The organism is Flavobacteriaceae bacterium HL-DH10 (assembly GCA_031826515.1).
Taxonomy (GTDB): Bacteria; Bacteroidota; Bacteroidia; order Flavobacteriales; family Flavobacteriaceae; genus Thalassobellus; species Thalassobellus suaedae.
In genome coordinates, this window is record CP134536.1 from 1588744 (window position 1) to 1605130 (window position 16387).

The following is a 16387-nucleotide window of genomic DNA, read 5'->3' on the forward strand; positions in this document are numbered from 1 at the left end:
TGTTCCACGTGGAACACATTTATAATTTCAGTTTGCAAATATACGTTGTTTCTTGATTACTGATCTAATTGACCTAAGTAGTGGTTTTCTTTTTCACGCATGATTTTAGCATCGTCATCAGTTTTGTCTTTATATCCACAATAATGAAGTACGCCATGAATAATAACACGATGTAATTCTTCTACAAAAGACACATCAAAATCTCTAGCATTATCAGCTACTCTTTCAACCGAAATATAAATATCACCTTGTATTAATTTTCCCATGGAGTAATCAAAGCTAATAATATCTGTTAATGTATCGTGATTTAAGAATTCTACATTTAATTTATGAAGGTATTCATCATCACAAAAAACATAATTGATTTCTTCTAGCTTATATGATTCTAATGAGATTGTATCTGAAATCCATTTAGAAATAACAGTCTCGTCGTCTAATTTAAAATCTGTTTCGTAATTAAAACTAATCATTTGATTGCTTAAAATATTCTTGTACTTTCTTCTTGTAAACTTGCTGCAAAGGTAATGTTTGTCTATTCAATATTTCAGTGGTTTGAAAATATTGTTTAGCAGTTGGAATTTGATTATTTAAGTTGTTATCAAATTCACTTTTATTTGTTTCAGATTCACGTTTATTATCTTCGCCTTGTTCAAAAGCAGCGTTATCCATTTTTAACAATTGATGTTTTAAATCCATCATTTTTTGAAGCGTTTCATTAGTAAAACCTTTGTTTAATAAATCGAGTTCTACCTCTTCCATTTTTGCTAATAAAGATTTTCCATTGCCAGAATTACCCCTTCCTTCTTTTGCATCCTTTGCAAGCCTCTTTTCTAAAGCGTTTCTTAATTCTTGTTGCTGTTGATAAATTTTAAACAGTTCGCCATTCATATCTTCATTAGAACCTTCGCCTTCTCCGCCAGAGCTTTCACCATTTTCTCCTTCACCTTGTTTCTTTCCTTGTTTACCATCTTTACCCTTAACACCCTCCTTATCACCTTCTCCTTCTTTGTTTCCTTTTCCTTTATCAGGTTTTCCTTGTTCTCCTTTTTTCATGCCATCCTTCATCATTTCATTAAGCTGTTCCTGACTCATAATAATATCTGGAAGTTGCATATCACCTTCGCCTCCTTGACCTGCAGACATGCTCATACTTTCTTGCATATTATCTAAAACATCGCTTAAATAGTCTGCTAAATTATTAGCCGCTGTAATTACAAATTGCTGACTGGAAACACCTTGATATAATTGATTTTCGGCTAGTAGATTTAATGATTTATCTATATTATAAAAAACCTCTGTGATTTCATTATTCACTTTTTCAGAGATTTTAGACTGCCTTAAAGACAAAGCAAATAAACTATCATCAACATGTTCAAAATGCTCTTTTAACTCATTTTGTTTTATTAAATAAGTTGAAAATTTATTGTGGTTAGCATCAACAGATTTAAACTGATTCATAAGCGCTTCTTGATCAAAAGAAAAAAGCACCAAATTATCTAACACCTGACGCAACATTTCCATATCTTCTTGCATTTGTTCACCTCCACCAGCTTGCATTGCATTAGACATTTTCGCACTCATATTTTTCATTTTTTGAGCCGCCTTCTTCTGACTTTTTTGTGCGTTCTTTAAACCTTCATTTGGTTGATTTTCATTTGTATCTTGAGGATCTTTTTGTTCCTCATTTTTCTCTAATTGCTCAGAAGCCTTTTTTTGATCGTCATCAATTTCCTTTTCATCTAACTTATCTCTTGGAATATCAATGGGCTTTTTTAATTCCTTACTATCCTTTTCCAAATCTTCAATTTGCTTTTTAAAATCTTCAAAAGCTTTATTTAATTCATCTTGCTTTTCTTTTGTATTTTCTTCTTCATCTTTAGTTGAAAGCCTTTCTTGTTCCTCAGCTAATTGCTCTAAATCATCTTTAAGCTTTTCTAACTTCTTTTCAACATAAAAACGTTTTGTTAATTCTAACAACTGTTCTAAACTTCGCTTTTTATTTTTATTTTGTTTAGCAAGTTCATCCAACTTCTTTACTAATTCTTCCTTACCTATTTTCTCATGAAGTTTTTCAATTTCTTTTAAAAGCTTTTCATCTTTTTGAAGCTTTTCTTCATTCTCTTTTAATCGCTCTTTTAAATCCTCTTTAAACAGATCTTCCTTTGGATTCTCTTTTTGAAATTCTTCTAAATTATTTTTAAGTTTTTTATTGAAACTCTTCATCATGTCGTCTTGTTCCTTCTGACGCTTAAAAAATGATTCTAATTTCTTTTTATCATTAAAATTTAAAGTAGATTTCTCCTTACTCGTTTTTGTTAACTCATCAAGCTTTTTATCTTGCTCTTCAAACGTCTTTAAAGACTTATTCAAATCCTTTATAGATTCGCTTTGTTGCTTTAAGTTCTTTTCAACCTCTTCATCTTTGGTTCGTTTTCTGTAATTAAACACATTACTCTTTACACTTTTACGCCCGTTAACTAAATCATTATCAATTACTTGAAAGTACACATTATAAGAAATACCAGCTTCTATTTCTAAATTATTAGGAAACGCTGTAATAAAATCTGAAATATTAGAATTTGAATAACCCAAGGTTTTAAATACCTTATTTGCCTCATTATCAGTTGGATAATAAACCAATTGTAGGTTACTAAAACCATAATCATCACTTATTTGTCCGTAGAAATATAAGGTTTGTAGATCTAAAGTATCCTTTTCTACCTTGATGTTAATCTCTGGATATTCATCTTTAATTACATCAATTCTAAAATCTAAATTTTCGTAGTCTGTTAAATTACTGTTGCTCGTGCTTAATGTATAATCGAAATTATTAAAAACTTGCTTATTAGCTTCAAAAATACCATACATACCAACATTAAAACCAATCGTATCTTTGGCGTATAAATTAACATGGTCGGTTGCTTTTGTTTTAAGTTGCCAATTAATTTTCGTGCCTTCAGGAACAACAGCATTACCTGTACCCTTCAAAACTTCGTCTTGCTTTTTAGTATAATTAGGATAGTCTAAAACCATTTCAAAACTTAACAAAGAAGGCACTTCAACAACACTTAATGTATAAGGTTTAGAAGTAATATCGTTAGCTGTTAATTCAAAATCGATATTAGTTTTAGGTTGCGAAAACACATATTCAAATTCACCAATCCTTTTCTGTTGTAAAAAATAAGTTTCGTTATTATAAACTATTTGAGCAGATTCTGGCATCACCTCACCCACTACTTTAACAATTAATTTGAAATCTTTATTTTCAATAGCATTTAACTCATTATTCACTACAAAAAATTGAAACGGTGCTGGTGGCTCATAAGCCGTTTTATAATGCACCACACGCTCATAACTATTACTAAACCAATTAGAATTGCCTGTTAAAAATGTAATCAATACAATTAAAACAGGAATAATAGCGTATTTAAAATAAGAAATGTTCTTTTTAAAATTAATCGCTAGTTTAAAAGGAATTGGATTTAGCTCTAAAGATTTCTGTTCGATACTTGCTAATAATAATTCCGATTTCGATTCATTTTCATTTAGCTGAAGTACATTTAATAACTTATCGTTTACTTCAGGAAAATGATGACCAATAATTTTTGAAGCGTCTTTATAATTTATACCCTTTTGAAGTTTGAATAATTTGGCTAACGGAAAAAATATAAACTTGACAAGTAAACCGAATTCAACACCAATAAATAGCCAAAATAAAATGGTTCTTGCTATTGTGTTAAGCCATAAAACATGCTCAATAAATAAGGTAAAAAGAAAATATAATAAGCCAATGGCAAAAAACAAAATAGCACCTTTAAGCAATTCATTGGTATAATAACGCCTAATAAAAGCTTCTAATTTACCTTGTATATTTTCGAAATTATTCATGATTTGGGTAGATTTCCGCCTTCACGGAAGTGAAAAAACTAATTTAATAGACTAAACTACAATTTTATTTTTTACGAGATTTATAATTAAGTGTTAATTAAGATGTTCTGTTTAATAAAAAGCAAAAAACTTCTGGCTTCTAGTTTCGGTCTTCTGTCTTAATACATATCTTTGCAACAAATTTACAAAACATGACCAACAATGTTCGTGTGCGTTTTGCACCAAGCCCAACAGGACCTCTTCATATAGGAGGTGTTCGTACAGCGTTATTCAATTATTTATTCGCTAAAAAACATAACGGAACTTTTATTTTAAGAATAGAAGATACCGATCAAAATCGTTACGTTGAAGGTGCCGAACACTATATTATTGATGCTTTAAATTGGTGTAACATGCCTTTTGATGAAGGTCCAGGAAAAAATGAAAGATTTGGCCCTTACAGACAAAGTGAACGTAAACATTTATACAAGCAATATGCTGATGAATTAATTGCAAACGGCAACGCCTATTATGCTTTTGATACGGCTGAAACTTTAGATTTTCACAGAAAAGACCATGAAGCTAAAGGAAAAACCTTTATCTATAATTGGCATAACCGTTTAAAATTGAGCAATTCTTTATCTCTTAGCGCGGAAGAAACTCAAGCTAAATTAGACGCTGGTGATGATTATGTTATTCGTTTTAAGAGTCCGCAAGATGAAACCTTGCATTTAACAGATATTATTCGTGGCGATATAAAAATTGATACCAATGTTTTAGATGATAAAGTATTATTTAAAAGTGATGGTATGCCAACCTATCATTTAGCTAATATTGTAGACGATCATTTAATGGAAATCTCACATGTTATTCGTGGAGAAGAATGGTTGCCGTCTTTAGCATTACACTACCAATTATACAAAGCATTTGGTTGGGAAGCTCCAGAATTTGCGCATTTACCCCTTATTTTAAAACCAACAGGAAAAGGAAAATTAAGCAAGCGCGATGGCGATAAATTAGGTTTCCCTGTGTTTCCGTTACAATGGACAGACCCTAAAACCAACGAAGTATCTAGAGGTTATAAAGAAGATGGTTATTTTCCCGATGCTATGATTAATTTCTTAGCTTTTTTAGGATGGAACCCAGGAACAGAACAAGAAATTTTTAATCTTGAAGAACTTATTGAAGCCTTCGATTTAGAGAAAGTAAACAAATCTGGCGCACGTTTCGATCCCGATAAAATTAAATGGTTTAACCACCATTATATGCAAGAGCAATATAATGAAGATTTAGCTGAAGCTTTTAAAAATAGCCAAGTTGAACTATCTGAAATTGATGTTGAATACATAGCTTTAGTTGTTGGCTTAATAAAAGAACGCGCCACTTTTGTGTCCGACTTTTGGAACTTAAGTCATTTCTTTTTTACGGCACCAACATCGTATGATGAAAAGGCTTCTAAAAAAGCCCTTAAAGAAGGTACTGATGCTATTATGAATCAAGTAATTTCTATTATAAATACTATTGAAGATTTTACTGTAGAAAACCTTCAAACCGAAATTAAAGGCTGGATAACCTCTAACGACATTAGTTTTGGTAAAGTTATGATGCCTTTACGATTAGCATTAGTAGGTGCTTTACAAGGACCTGATGTGTTTGATATTATGTATATGATTGGAAAAAATGAAACGGTTAAGCGTATTGAGAATATTGTAAAAACACTGTAATTAAAACTAAAGTTATAGTACAAATTATTAAACCTCTCCATAGAAATATGGGGAGGTTTTTTGTTGAACTTGAATTGAATTTATCAGAAAAAATAGCTAACTTCGTTAAACGTCTGATATTAAACATTAAAACGATTTCTTATCATTATAGTTGTGTTTCATACTTAAAAACGTTTAGCGTAAAAAAATGAAGAAAGAAATAAAACTTCTAAAATGAATCCAGAGGAGGAATTGAAATTAGAAATACTACAACTACACGATTTATATTGGTTCAGTTATTTAAAAGGAGACATTTCAGTAATGGCTGATTTACTGTCTGAAGAATATACGCAAATAGGTAGTGCAGAGCGTGAGGTTTTTTTTAATAAAAAAGAAGCCGTTCAATTTCTATATGAAACGATTGACCAAGTAGCTCACAAATTTGAAATGCGAAACAGAAATACTTCTATTGAGTTACTGAACGATACTTTTATAGTTTATGAATTATGCGATGCGTATGCACTTGTAGATAAAAAATGGCTGTTTTATAATAAATTTAGATCCACTACCCTACTCAAAAAAGAGAAGCTTGGATGGAAATTTATTCATCAACACAGCTCATTTTCAGATAGTGGAACATCTGAAGGTCAAAATATATCTATTGAAAAAATTACGGCTGAAAACCAGCACCTTCAAAATGCCGTAAAACAACGAACCATTGAATTGGAGGAACAGGCAACAATTTTGGAACAGGCTAATTTTGATTTGAAGAACTCTTTAAAAGAATTGCAATCAAAAAACCTGATTATAGAAGAACAAAAAAAGGCTTTACTTCAATTAGATGCTGCTAAAACACGATTTTTTGCGAACGTATCACATGAATTACGAACACCGCTTACGCTAATTCTTTCTCCTCTTAGCACAGCGTTAAACAGCAAAATACTTGATGATGAAAATAAAGCCTTAATTTCTCTTGCCAAAGAACAAACCAATGAATTGTTAGAGCTCGTTAATGAAATACTCGACTTAACAAAATTGGAATCTAATAAAATGAAGATTAAGGAAGAACCTACCGACGTGTATCAACTAATGCGGCGACTCATTTCAACTTTTGAATCTTATGCCAAACAAAAAAATATCAATTTAATATTTGAGTTTGCTAAAAATATGCCGCATGGCCTAATGTTAGACAAATTGAAAATCGAACGCATTTTCAATAATTTATTATCCAACGCCTTAAAATTCACGCCTATAAACGGAACCATTACCGTAACCATAAAAGACAAAGTTTACGACTGGCTAATAGAAGTAACAGATACCGGAAATGGCATCCATCCAGATGATTTACCTCATATTTTTGATAGGTTTTACCAAACCAACCAACTAGAATTACCAGTAGAAGGAGGTACAGGTATTGGTTTGTCTTTGGCCAAAGAATTGGCCACAATAATGCACGGAGAATTATCTGTAATTAGTACATTAGGCAAGGGAGCCTCTTTTACCTTGATTTTACCTAAAAAAGAAGTAATAGGTTATACAGACGACAGTTTAACTATTGACCCCATCATTACAAACAAAATATCAATTAACAAACTTAAAATTCTCGATCCACTACAACAAGATATAGGTAGTAATAAGCCTACTATTTTAGTGGTTGAAGATAATTACAGTTTGCGTTCTTATTTACAATTTATATTATCTGAAGATTTTTATGTGCTTACCGCCGAAAACGGACAGGAAGCACTCATAACCCTAAATCAAATCTCGCAAGTAAAAAAGGATACACCCGATCTAATTATTTCTGATGTAATGATGCCTGTAATGGATGGTTTCAAACTATTAGAAACCCTTAAAACCAATGAGAACTTATGGATGATTCCTGTTGTAATGCTTACTGCTAGAGCTGAAATAGAAGATCGACTAACGGCATTGCGTATTGGCGTTGATGATTATTTAACAAAACCCTTTGAAGAAGCAGAGTTGTTTGCTCGTATTAATAACTTATTGAATAATGTTAAAAAGCGTAAGAACATAAGCCCTAAAAAGCTGAAGGCTAATACTAAAATATCAAGTGTATCGCATTCATCTGATAAGTCAACGCTCTGTATTCCCGATCAGGAATGGCTTGCCAAATTAGAAGAAAAAATAAAATCAAATATTAGTAATTTCAATTTGTCTGTAGACACACTAGCAAATGAATTATTTATAAGTCGTGCTCAATTTTTTCGTCGTGTACAAGCCCTAACAGGTATGACTCCTTTGCAATATATAAAGGAAATCAGATATGCTTTTGCAAGAAATTTACTTGAGACTAAAAATGTGCGTAGTGTTAAAGCAGCCTCTTATGCCATTGGAATAAGAAAAGTACAATACTTCTCTGAAAAATATAAAAAACGCTTCGGAAAATCTCCTTCTGAATATTTAAAATAAGCTACCCATACTATCGAGCTAAATCTTAAACAATTTTAACAATGAGACCATTAAGGTGTGTTATGATACTAATGAGGCGCACAACATACAAATGAGTTGTATAAACGAGATTTTTAGATCAAACATTTAAATAATCTTTGTGATGTTAAAATTGGGAAAGCCGAAAACCAACCAGAGTAGGCAATCATAATAATCTAATCAACATGAATACTACAACTAAAATCTTTACAGTTATTATTACAGTTATTATAGCTACGTCATGGAGCTGTAAACAAGAAAACAAAAATCCTGAAAAAGAAGAAACGCCCAAATCAGCCACTGTAGAAGAACTTGGACAAATGAACCGAGACTTTGCAAAAGCATTAAATGCAAAAGATGCTGTAGCCGCAGCTGCTGTTTACAGCAAAAATGCTTCTATCCTGCCACCAAACGAACCTATTGTTACAGGACGTGCTAACATTCAAGCGTATTGGCAAGGAGCTATTGATGCCGGAATTATTGATGCAACCGTAAAAACGATTGATGCTAAAAGTGAAGGTAACCTAGGATACGAAATTGGAACGTTTACAATGCGGTTTCACGGAGCGAATAACGATACAATAGTTGAAGTAGGTAAATACACAGAAATACTTGAGCGCAATAAGAAGGGAAAGTGGATTTCTACCTATGGTATGTGGAGTAGTAACGCACCAATGTCAACAGAATAAAAGTACGAATGCTCAATAAAACCCATAAGTAATTACTTGTTCTCACCTACTTCTGAAAACCCTTACGGGTTTTCAGAAGTAGGTGTACTTGCAAAATTGAGTGATAACCCACTCAAATACTCATAGCCAAGATTATTAAACAAACATTTCAAAATAAAGAATACTAAAACGAAACCATAGCTCCAAAAACCAACATGGTTTGATTTCCTTTAAAACGAGAACTTCAACCAATATATACTCAACGATTGACTTTCTTGTTTCTTAAAAAAACCTATAAACTGTCTTATTTTTTTCGCCTATTTTCTTAAATAAATTTAATTCCAACCCTTTCTTTAAATCTCTACTTGCTGTTGCAGAAGAAATATCTTTAAAAACAGCCATATAGTCTTTTCTGCTAAACTCTGTTTTATTTAATGAAACGAAATACTCCAATCTGTCTTGTTCATTAAATGTCCTATTATTAAAATTTAAAAGTTCGCTAATAGACGTGTTAATAACGTCTAACATATATTCAATAAAGGTTGTTGATTGTCCAGATTTGTCACTTTCTGCTAAAGCTTTATAATATTCTTCTTGGTTACTACTAATTAAGGTTTCAAAAGGCAAAAATTCAAAAACTGGATATTTTTCCATAAGAATTAATGTTTGCCATAATCTCCCCATTCTACCATTTCCATCTAAAAAAGGATGAATAAATTCCATTTCGTAATGAAATACGCAACTTTTTATGAGCTCAATTTCATTTTCATTTTTTAAATATTTAAATAGGTCTTTCATTAAAAACGGAACGTTTTCAAATGGAGGCGCCAAATGCTCTACTTTAGAACCTTTTACAATACCAACACCTTGTTTTCTATATTTTCCAGCATCTTCAATTAAATTTTCCATTAAATCTTGATGCGCTTTTAAAAAAGATGTTTCTTTTTTTGGATGGTACTTTTCTAAATTTTCATAAATCTTAATAGCATTTAAAACCTCAACAACGTCTTTTTTAGGAGCAATGACTCTTTTGTTTTCTATAAGTGCTGTAATCTGATCTTCTGTTAATGTGTTTCCTTCTATTTTTAACGAAGAATGAATGGTTTTAATTCTATTCTGTTTTCTTAATTTAGGAGAAGGTCTATTTAGAAAGTTAGCATTTACTTCACCTATTTTTTCAGAAATAGATGTTATTAACTTTAAAATTTTATGTGTTATTTCGTAAGGAGGTTTCATTTTAATAGTATCAAATGATACTATCAAAGATACAATCATTTACTTGTAAACAATTATATAAAACAAAAAAATAAATTGAGCACAACAATTAATTAAAGCAGAAACCTTAACAAGCTTTAATAAATACCATTAAAAAGAAGTAAAAATGTAAAAAATTAAAACGAAACCAAAGCGCCCAAAACCAACATGGTTTGGTTTCCTTTAAAACGAGAATTTCCACCAGCTGTATCTAACTCTTGGTTTTCTAGTTTCTTCAAAATATTTGTAAACCCATAAATGTATTGAGCTTTCAACTTTAAATTCTTAATGCCAACTGAGGCTCCAATGGCTCCATTTAAATTAAATTGAGAAATATCGGCAATGTCTTCAGCTGTTAAATTATTATAATTATTTATAACATAGCCTTCTTTACCTTTCTCTTTAAATTCTAACTTACCATTGTATTGTAACATGGGGCCAACATCAATAGTAAAATGATCCGGGATCACTTTTATATGTCCTAACAACGCTACTTGAGCAGCAAACATTTTGTAATCTATAAACTCATCAGAAGTACTAGAACTATTTGGTTTGCCTAAAATACCAATAGTACTTTCTGAAAGTTGCATACCAAAACTCATATTATACCAACGGTGAGGAATATCAACGGTTGCCAACAAGCCTCCTAAAAAACCATCACCTTGTTTAGTAATAAAATTATTCGTCGAAACATCAAATTTTGTAACTCCTCCAAAAATACCAATACCATTACTAATTCGATAATTTCCTCTTTGTGAAAAACTTTTTGTAACAAAACACATACAAATTGCTACTAATAGGAAAGATTGCTTAAATTTCATTGTTAACATTATAAGTCACCAAATATAACATAATTTTAGTATCTTAATTTTTATAACCATTTTTTAAATAAGACATTATGAACTTCTTTTTTCCAATTATTATTTTCTTAGGATTGATTATCCTAATCTCATCATTCTTTATTGTTAAACAACAAACCGCAGCTATTATTGAGCGCTTTGGGCGTTTTCAAATAATTAGACAATCTGGATTACAACTAAAAATTCCGTTAGTTGACAAAGTTGCTGGCAGACTAAGTTTAAAAATTCAGCAATTAGATGTTATTATTGAAACTAAAACTTTAGATGATGTTTTTGTAAAACTAAAAGTATCTGTACAATACAAAGTCATACGCGAAAAAGTATATGATGCTTTTTATAAGTTAGATTATCCTCACGATCAAATTACGAGTTATGTGTTTGATGTGGTGCGTGCCGAAGTACCAAAAATGAAATTAGATGATGTATTTGTGAAAAAAGATGATATCGCTATTGCTGTAAAAACAGAATTAAATGATGCTATGATGGAATATGGTTACGACATTATAAAAACTTTAGTAACCGATATTGATCCTGATGCGCAAGTAAAAGCTGCCATGAACCGTATTAACGCTGCCGATAGAGAAAAAACAGCAGCACAATATGAAGGTGATGCTGCCAGAATTTTAATTGTTGAAAAAGCAAAAGCCGAAGCAGAAAGTAAACGTTTACAAGGTCAAGGTATTGCAGACCAACGTCGTGAAATTGCTCGTGGTTTAGAAGAATCTGTTGATGTGTTAAATAGAGTTGGTATTAACTCTCAAGAAGCTTCTGCGCTTATTGTTGTAACACAGCATTATGATACCTTACAAGCTATCGGACAAGAAACAAATAGTAACTTAATATTATTACCTAATTCGCCACAAGCAGGAAGTAATATGCTAAACGATATGGTTGCTAGTTTTACAGCAAGTAACCAAATTGGAGAAGCGATGAAAGAAGCTAAAAAGAAAAAAGAGTAGAGTTAATTTGGTTTATACATCACGATTATTTGAATAACAATTGCCAAAACAATTAATAGACAGATTTCAATTTGAGTTAATAATTCTACTGCACTAGTAGCTCTTTTACCAATTGACATCTGTCTTCTGCCTTCGGTTATTTGGATTTTAGATAAATCGTCAAGATTTTTATTAATACTTATTATTAAATCCTCTTGATTGCCTTTGTTTTTGAAGTTTGACGCTATAAAAGTTATTTCATGATCTTTAAGCAATTTAAAATTGCTTTTAAAATACTTAAAGATTGTGTATTCTTCAGGTGTAAGCCTTGTTTGTTCGTACATTAAAATGAAATCTCTAATATGCTCGTTAGTGTTATCATTTTCCTGATTAAAAAATACAGTGTCTGATAGTTTGAGAGCGACTTCCTTTTTCTTAACTAATTTAAATATTTTAAATACTAAATCGCTAGCTATTAGTCTATCTTCATAGATTGTAACAACAGAATCCTTAACTCTTATAAAATTGTTTCTATCAATTAAGTTTGTGGCTAATATTAAAATAAATACCATCAAAATTCCTAAAACCCACTTAATTTTATTGAATAATTTCATAACTTTTTAATCCGTTTAATAAAAAAAAGCTGTTAGCCAATATTGAGCTAACAGCTTTTTACATTTACATGTCAACTAACTAAAATTAAGTATTGTCTTTACGCCATGGCTTATAATTTTTATATGCTGGTCCTGTTAATTTTGATCTTTTAGAAACAAAACTTATGGGCGTATATGTTTTTTCAGATTTATTCTGCCAAGGCTTATAATTTTTATATGCTGGTCCTGTTAATTTAGTTTTTTGTGATACAGTATAAACTAAAGTAACTTCATTTTTATGTAACCATGGCTTATAGTTTTTATATGCTGGCCCTTTAAAATCACTTCGTTTCTGTGCAAAGGCACTTAAGGAAAGAAAAACTATTGACAACGTTAAAACTAAATTTTTCATTTTGCTATGTTTATAATTTTAACAAAATTAACGACATACGCTAGCTTAAAGAGCTAAGAGAAATCACTTAATCTATATCCGTATTTATACGGATACTCATATTTAAATGAGTTTAATTTTAGTTGCTTTTTTTATAAGTTCTGCGGTATTTTTTACTTCTAATTTTCTTAAGATGTTAGCTCGGTGCGTTTCAATAGTTCTTTTACTCACAAATAATTTTGAAGCTATTTCTTTGTTAGTCAGCCCCATAGAAATTAACTCTAAAACCTCAGTTTCTTTCTTGGAAAGTATGTCCTGGCTTATCGTTTGCTCAGACATATAGTTTATCATCTTTTCTGAGATTTTTGGACTAAAATACTTTTTCCCTTTATGTACTATTCGGACAACCTTTATTAATTCGTCTTGATCTGTATTTTTAAGCAAGTAACTATAAGCTCCGTTTTTAGCACACTTAGCTATGTAAATTCCATCATCATGCATTGATATTATTATAGGCTTAATATTAGAATTTAAGTTCTTTATTCGATTTAAAACTTCAAATCCATCCATATTAGGCATGGTAATATCAAGTAGAGCAATATCTATATCTTCAGTATTTTTTATTGCTTCGAGGAATTCTTTACCATCTCCAACACAATCAACAACTTGAATGTCTTTGTGTTTTATTAATAATTCTTTTAAGCCATTACGAAACAGCTCATGATCATCGGCAATAATTATTTTAATTTTATTCATTAACTATTGGTAATTCAATTTCAAAACTTGTGCTTCCTGGTATTGAGTTAATTTTAATCTCTCCATTGCAAATCTCTACACGCTCTTTAATATTTATAATTCCAGACCCCAGTTTTATATTTTTAATATTAAAACCACAACCATCATCAAAATAAAACAGAGATATAAAATCATCAAACTCTGAAAGTGTGATTTTAATATTTTTGGAGCTAGCATGTTTTAATGTATTATTGATTAATTCTTGACTAATTCTAAAAATATTAATTTCTTGGTATTTTGTAATCTTACTATTAGATTGTTTGGTAAGATCTTCAAAATCAATTGTAATTCCAGACGACTTATTAATGCTAACAACAAAATTAGTCAAGGCTGCTCCTATTCCAAAGTCATCTAGTATAGATGGCATTAAATCATTAGACATTAAACGTATTTCAGAAATAGTGTCGTCAACAATTGTTTTCATTTCTGCTCGTTGTACTTTATTCTGAACTTTATTTTCAATATAAAATTTTAATGATGTTAATAAAGGCCCTATTCCATCATGAAGTTCACGAGAAAGTCTTCGTCTTTCATTCTCTAAACCATCTACTAATTGTCGTTTAGTACTAATACGATTTTTATTTTCATTATTTCTAAACTCTATGAGTTTATCTCTCATTTTTACTAAGCTTTTGCCTAATGAATCGTTTTGACTTTTAGGAATATAATGTGTATTTAAATTCATTTTTCCAATTTCATTAGAAAATTTTACAGCACCTTGTAGCGATTTTTTTAAATTAGCAAGTGCCTCAAACATTTCTTTAATTTCATTTGAATTTAGCACAAATTCATTAGTTTGATTGTAATCGCCATCTGCCATAATTTTTAAACTTTTCTTCATGTTAATAATAGGGTTAGCTATTATTCTCGTAAGAAATAATGATAAAACTATGGCTACAAATGTAATTATTAAGATTAAGCCTAATAATCTCTTTTTTAGGTCTTTTAATGGTGCTATTACCTCGATTTTATCAATTTCAGATAGTATAGCTAACTTAAGGTTAGATATACTAATTTGGCTGTATACCCCATAAACTTCAATGTCTCGATAGTCTTTATAAACCCCTCTACCTTCTTTACCAGATAATGCTTTAATTAAACCTTCTGATTTTACTAATATGTCAAACGGTGTTTCTTTTGGTAAAAAGCGCGATTGAGACCTCATATGATAATCTTCACCAACTAAATAAGATTCGCCAGTATTTCCCATGCCTGTTCTTTCAAGCAAAATACTCATAATCTTATTATATGATATAAGCTTAACCTTTATTTGGTTACTATCAATTACAACTAGGCCTATAGACGTTTTATTTTGTTTATGATATTTTGTTAAATCGTAAATTCCGGAAATATGAAAATTATTTTCTATTTCACTAATGTTAAAAGCGTCTTCAGGGTATTCTGAAAAAGGAACATCTAAAAAATTACTCCATTCTGCTTCAATTAAATTTTCTAATTGAATCTTTTTTAGTGTTTTTATTGAATTCAATTGCAATAGAATTCTATCCTCCAATACATTTGAAAACTGATTATAAAAAGTGATTGAAAGGACAACAATTACTAAAAAAATTAAACTATTTATTATAGTTAATATTAAAGCTCTTAAACTCATTTTTTGTGTTTATAAATTATCCTCTAACTCTAAATATAAAATTATATTTTAAAAGGATGTCGTTCTTCCCAATCTTGCTTAGGGTTCATCAACTTAAAAATTTGTTTTAAAATGGCGTTAATAAAACCATTAGTGTGTTTTATATATACGCTCATGGGTTCTGGCTTTGCACCTACTGAGCTTTTAATTGCCATAGCAGTTCGTGCATATACAATATTAGGAAACTTGTTTTCAATAGCATATTTAACCATATCATACAGCATATTTAAATACAACTGATTGGGATATTGGTGTATCGTATCATAACCTAAAAAATAGGTTTCTAAATCATCGCCATTTAAAATCAAAGTATAAAACCCGATTAATTCGTCATCTAAGTAATAACCATAAACTTTAAACGATTCTTTTAATTGAAGTTTTAAATTATAAAAATGATTTTGAGGTAAAACAAACGTATTGAATTTAGCATTATTAGAAACATTTAAATACAATTGATAAAGTGTTTCAGAATGTGTTTCAATGGCTTTTAAATCTAATTCTTTAGACGTTATTGCTACTAGTTTATTTTTGGCTCGCTTATATCGGTTTTTGTACTTTTTATTCAAACTGGCCACATAATCTTCCATTTTCAACCAATTTGGATTTACACGCATCGTCATATTTGGCTGAACATAAACATGATGTAATTTATGAGACAGAAAAAAATCTTTACTTTTATGAATAGTGTCCGCTTCAAAAAAATCTTTGAGCATAATAGCTCTAATGGTTTTCTTTTGAGTTGTTTTAATTCTAATTTTAAGAGCGTTTAAAGCTTCAAAAACAATATTTAGATAATCTATATGCGAAATGTTATTCGTTTGATAAAATACACCATGCTGCCCTGTATGCATTAAATTACCAACCACTAAAATATTTCCTCTTACTATTTTAGAAACTATACTTTTAAAAGTTTCTTTAAAACAAGAAACTTCTGTTTTTCTAAACATATCTTTTAAGTACAATTGCACGCGCTGTACCACCGCAATTCCTACTAATACGTCGTTATTAAAAACACCCACATAAAAAAATTGAATATTTTTAGGAGATGCATCTTCTAAAGCAGCAAAATAATTGGGTTGTAAAAAACTATCATGATCAGTAATATGCTTCCAGGATTCTGGAAGTTCATAATGTGAATTATAAATACAATATGTTTTCAATAGAAAATAAAAAGACCGAAGTTAAAAACCTCAGTCTTTGTTTATGTTATAAAATTACA

13 protein-coding genes are annotated in these 16387 nt (G+C 30.3%); 4 read left to right on the forward strand and 9 right to left on the reverse strand.

Going from position 1 to position 16387, the window contains the following annotated elements; all coding sequences use genetic code 11:
* Nucleotides 1-56: 56 nt before the first annotated feature.
* Together ybeY and RHP49_06995 are read right to left on the reverse strand one after the other, a co-directional pair.
* A complete protein-coding gene (gene ybeY / locus RHP49_06990; GenBank protein ID WNH13995.1) occupies nucleotides 57-470 on the reverse strand; it encodes an rRNA maturation RNase YbeY in 414 nt (137 codons plus the stop codon).
* A complete protein-coding gene (locus RHP49_06995; GenBank protein ID WNH13996.1) occupies nucleotides 463-3888 on the reverse strand; it encodes a DUF4175 family protein in 3426 nt (1141 codons plus the stop codon). Before RHP49_06995 ends, ybeY begins: the two co-directional genes overlap by 8 nt.
* Before the next feature lie 191 nt (nucleotides 3889-4079).
* Here RHP49_06995 and gltX point away from each other — a divergent pair, with 191 nt between their 5' ends.
* The 3 genes from gltX (at nucleotide 4080) to RHP49_07010 (ending at nucleotide 8707) form a co-directional block, all read left to right on the forward strand.
* Nucleotides 4080-5591 carry a glutamate--tRNA ligase gene (gene gltX / locus RHP49_07000; GenBank protein ID WNH13997.1) on the forward strand — a complete coding sequence of 504 codons (1512 nt, stop codon included), beginning with the start codon at nucleotides 4080-4082 and terminating at the stop codon, nucleotides 5589-5591.
* 213 nt (nucleotides 5592-5804) lie between these two features.
* Nucleotides 5805-8000, forward strand: coding sequence for a response regulator (locus RHP49_07005; GenBank protein ID WNH13998.1), 2196 nt, complete (start codon nucleotides 5805-5807; stop codon nucleotides 7998-8000).
* Nucleotides 8001-8203: 203 nt separating this feature from the next.
* Nucleotides 8204-8707, forward strand: coding sequence for a DUF4440 domain-containing protein (locus RHP49_07010; GenBank protein WNH13999.1), 504 nt, complete (start codon nucleotides 8204-8206; stop codon nucleotides 8705-8707).
* 261 nt (nucleotides 8708-8968) lie between these two features.
* Here the strand turns inward: RHP49_07010 and RHP49_07015 are convergent, their stop codons facing one another.
* The gene (locus tag RHP49_07015) at nucleotides 8969-9922 is read right to left on the reverse strand and encodes a Fic family protein (protein ID WNH14391.1); all 954 of its coding nucleotides are present in this window, start codon (nucleotides 9920-9922) and stop codon (nucleotides 8969-8971) included.
* A 155-nt stretch (nucleotides 9923-10077) separates the two neighbouring features.
* Entirely contained in the window at nucleotides 10078-10761 is a 684-nt protein-coding gene (locus RHP49_07020) for a hypothetical protein (protein WNH14000.1), read from the reverse strand.
* Between the two features lie 77 nt (nucleotides 10762-10838).
* Between RHP49_07020 and RHP49_07025 the strand changes: the two genes are divergently transcribed.
* A complete protein-coding gene (locus tag RHP49_07025; GenBank protein WNH14001.1) occupies nucleotides 10839-11759 on the forward strand; it encodes an SPFH domain-containing protein in 921 nt (306 codons plus the stop codon).
* A 2-nt stretch (nucleotides 11760-11761) separates the two neighbouring features.
* Here RHP49_07025 and RHP49_07030 read toward each other — a convergent pair whose 3' ends face one another.
* From RHP49_07030 to RHP49_07050, 5 genes are all read right to left on the reverse strand, one after another.
* On the reverse strand, nucleotides 11762-12352 hold the full coding sequence (locus RHP49_07030) for a chemotaxis protein (protein WNH14002.1): 591 nt from the start codon (nucleotides 12350-12352) through the stop codon (nucleotides 11762-11764).
* An 85-nt stretch (nucleotides 12353-12437) separates the two neighbouring features.
* On the reverse strand, nucleotides 12438-12743 hold the full coding sequence (locus RHP49_07035; GenBank protein WNH14003.1) for a hypothetical protein: 306 nt from the start codon (nucleotides 12741-12743) through the stop codon (nucleotides 12438-12440).
* 102 nt (nucleotides 12744-12845) lie between these two features.
* On the reverse strand, nucleotides 12846-13478 hold the full coding sequence (locus tag RHP49_07040) for a response regulator transcription factor (protein WNH14004.1): 633 nt from the start codon (nucleotides 13476-13478) through the stop codon (nucleotides 12846-12848).
* Nucleotides 13471-15129 (reverse strand): histidine kinase, encoded by a 1659-nt coding sequence (locus tag RHP49_07045; GenBank protein WNH14005.1) that lies wholly within the window; start codon nucleotides 15127-15129, stop codon nucleotides 13471-13473. The genes RHP49_07040 and RHP49_07045 overlap by 8 nt, the downstream gene beginning before the upstream one ends.
* A 41-nt stretch (nucleotides 15130-15170) precedes the next feature.
* Nucleotides 15171-16328 carry a GNAT family N-acetyltransferase gene (locus tag RHP49_07050; GenBank protein ID WNH14006.1) on the reverse strand — a complete coding sequence of 386 codons (1158 nt, stop codon included), beginning with the start codon at nucleotides 16326-16328 and terminating at the stop codon, nucleotides 15171-15173.
* Nucleotides 16329-16387 lie beyond the last annotated feature (59 nt).

Bases quoted from the DNA above. Each gene is read 5' to 3' on its own strand.
- RHP49_06995 (WNH13996.1), bottom strand. From the start codon at position 3,888: ATGAATAATTTCGAAAATATACAAGGTAAATTAGAAGCTTTTATTAGG.
- RHP49_07045 (WNH14005.1), bottom strand. From the start codon at position 15,129: ATGAGTTTAAGAGCTTTAATATTAACTATAATAAATAGTTTAATTTTT.
- RHP49_07010 (WNH13999.1), top strand. From the start codon at position 8,204: ATGAATACTACAACTAAAATCTTTACAGTTATTATTACAGTTATTATA.
- RHP49_07015 (WNH14391.1), bottom strand. From the start codon at position 9,922: ATGAAACCTCCTTACGAAATAACACATAAAATTTTAAAGTTAATAACA.
- RHP49_07005 (WNH13998.1), top strand. From the start codon at position 5,805: ATGAATCCAGAGGAGGAATTGAAATTAGAAATACTACAACTACACGAT.
- RHP49_07040 (WNH14004.1), bottom strand. From the start codon at position 13,478: ATGAATAAAATTAAAATAATTATTGCCGATGATCATGAGCTGTTTCGT.
- RHP49_07030 (WNH14002.1), bottom strand. From the start codon at position 12,352: ATGAAATTATTCAATAAAATTAAGTGGGTTTTAGGAATTTTGATGGTA.
- RHP49_07035 (WNH14003.1), bottom strand. From the start codon at position 12,743: ATGAAAAATTTAGTTTTAACGTTGTCAATAGTTTTTCTTTCCTTAAGT.
- RHP49_07020 (WNH14000.1), bottom strand. From the start codon at position 10,761: ATGAAATTTAAGCAATCTTTCCTATTAGTAGCAATTTGTATGTGTTTT.
- RHP49_07025 (WNH14001.1), top strand. From the start codon at position 10,839: ATGAACTTCTTTTTTCCAATTATTATTTTCTTAGGATTGATTATCCTA.
- gltX (WNH13997.1), top strand. From the start codon at position 4,080: ATGACCAACAATGTTCGTGTGCGTTTTGCACCAAGCCCAACAGGACCT.
- ybeY (WNH13995.1), bottom strand. From the start codon at position 470: ATGATTAGTTTTAATTACGAAACAGATTTTAAATTAGACGACGAGACT.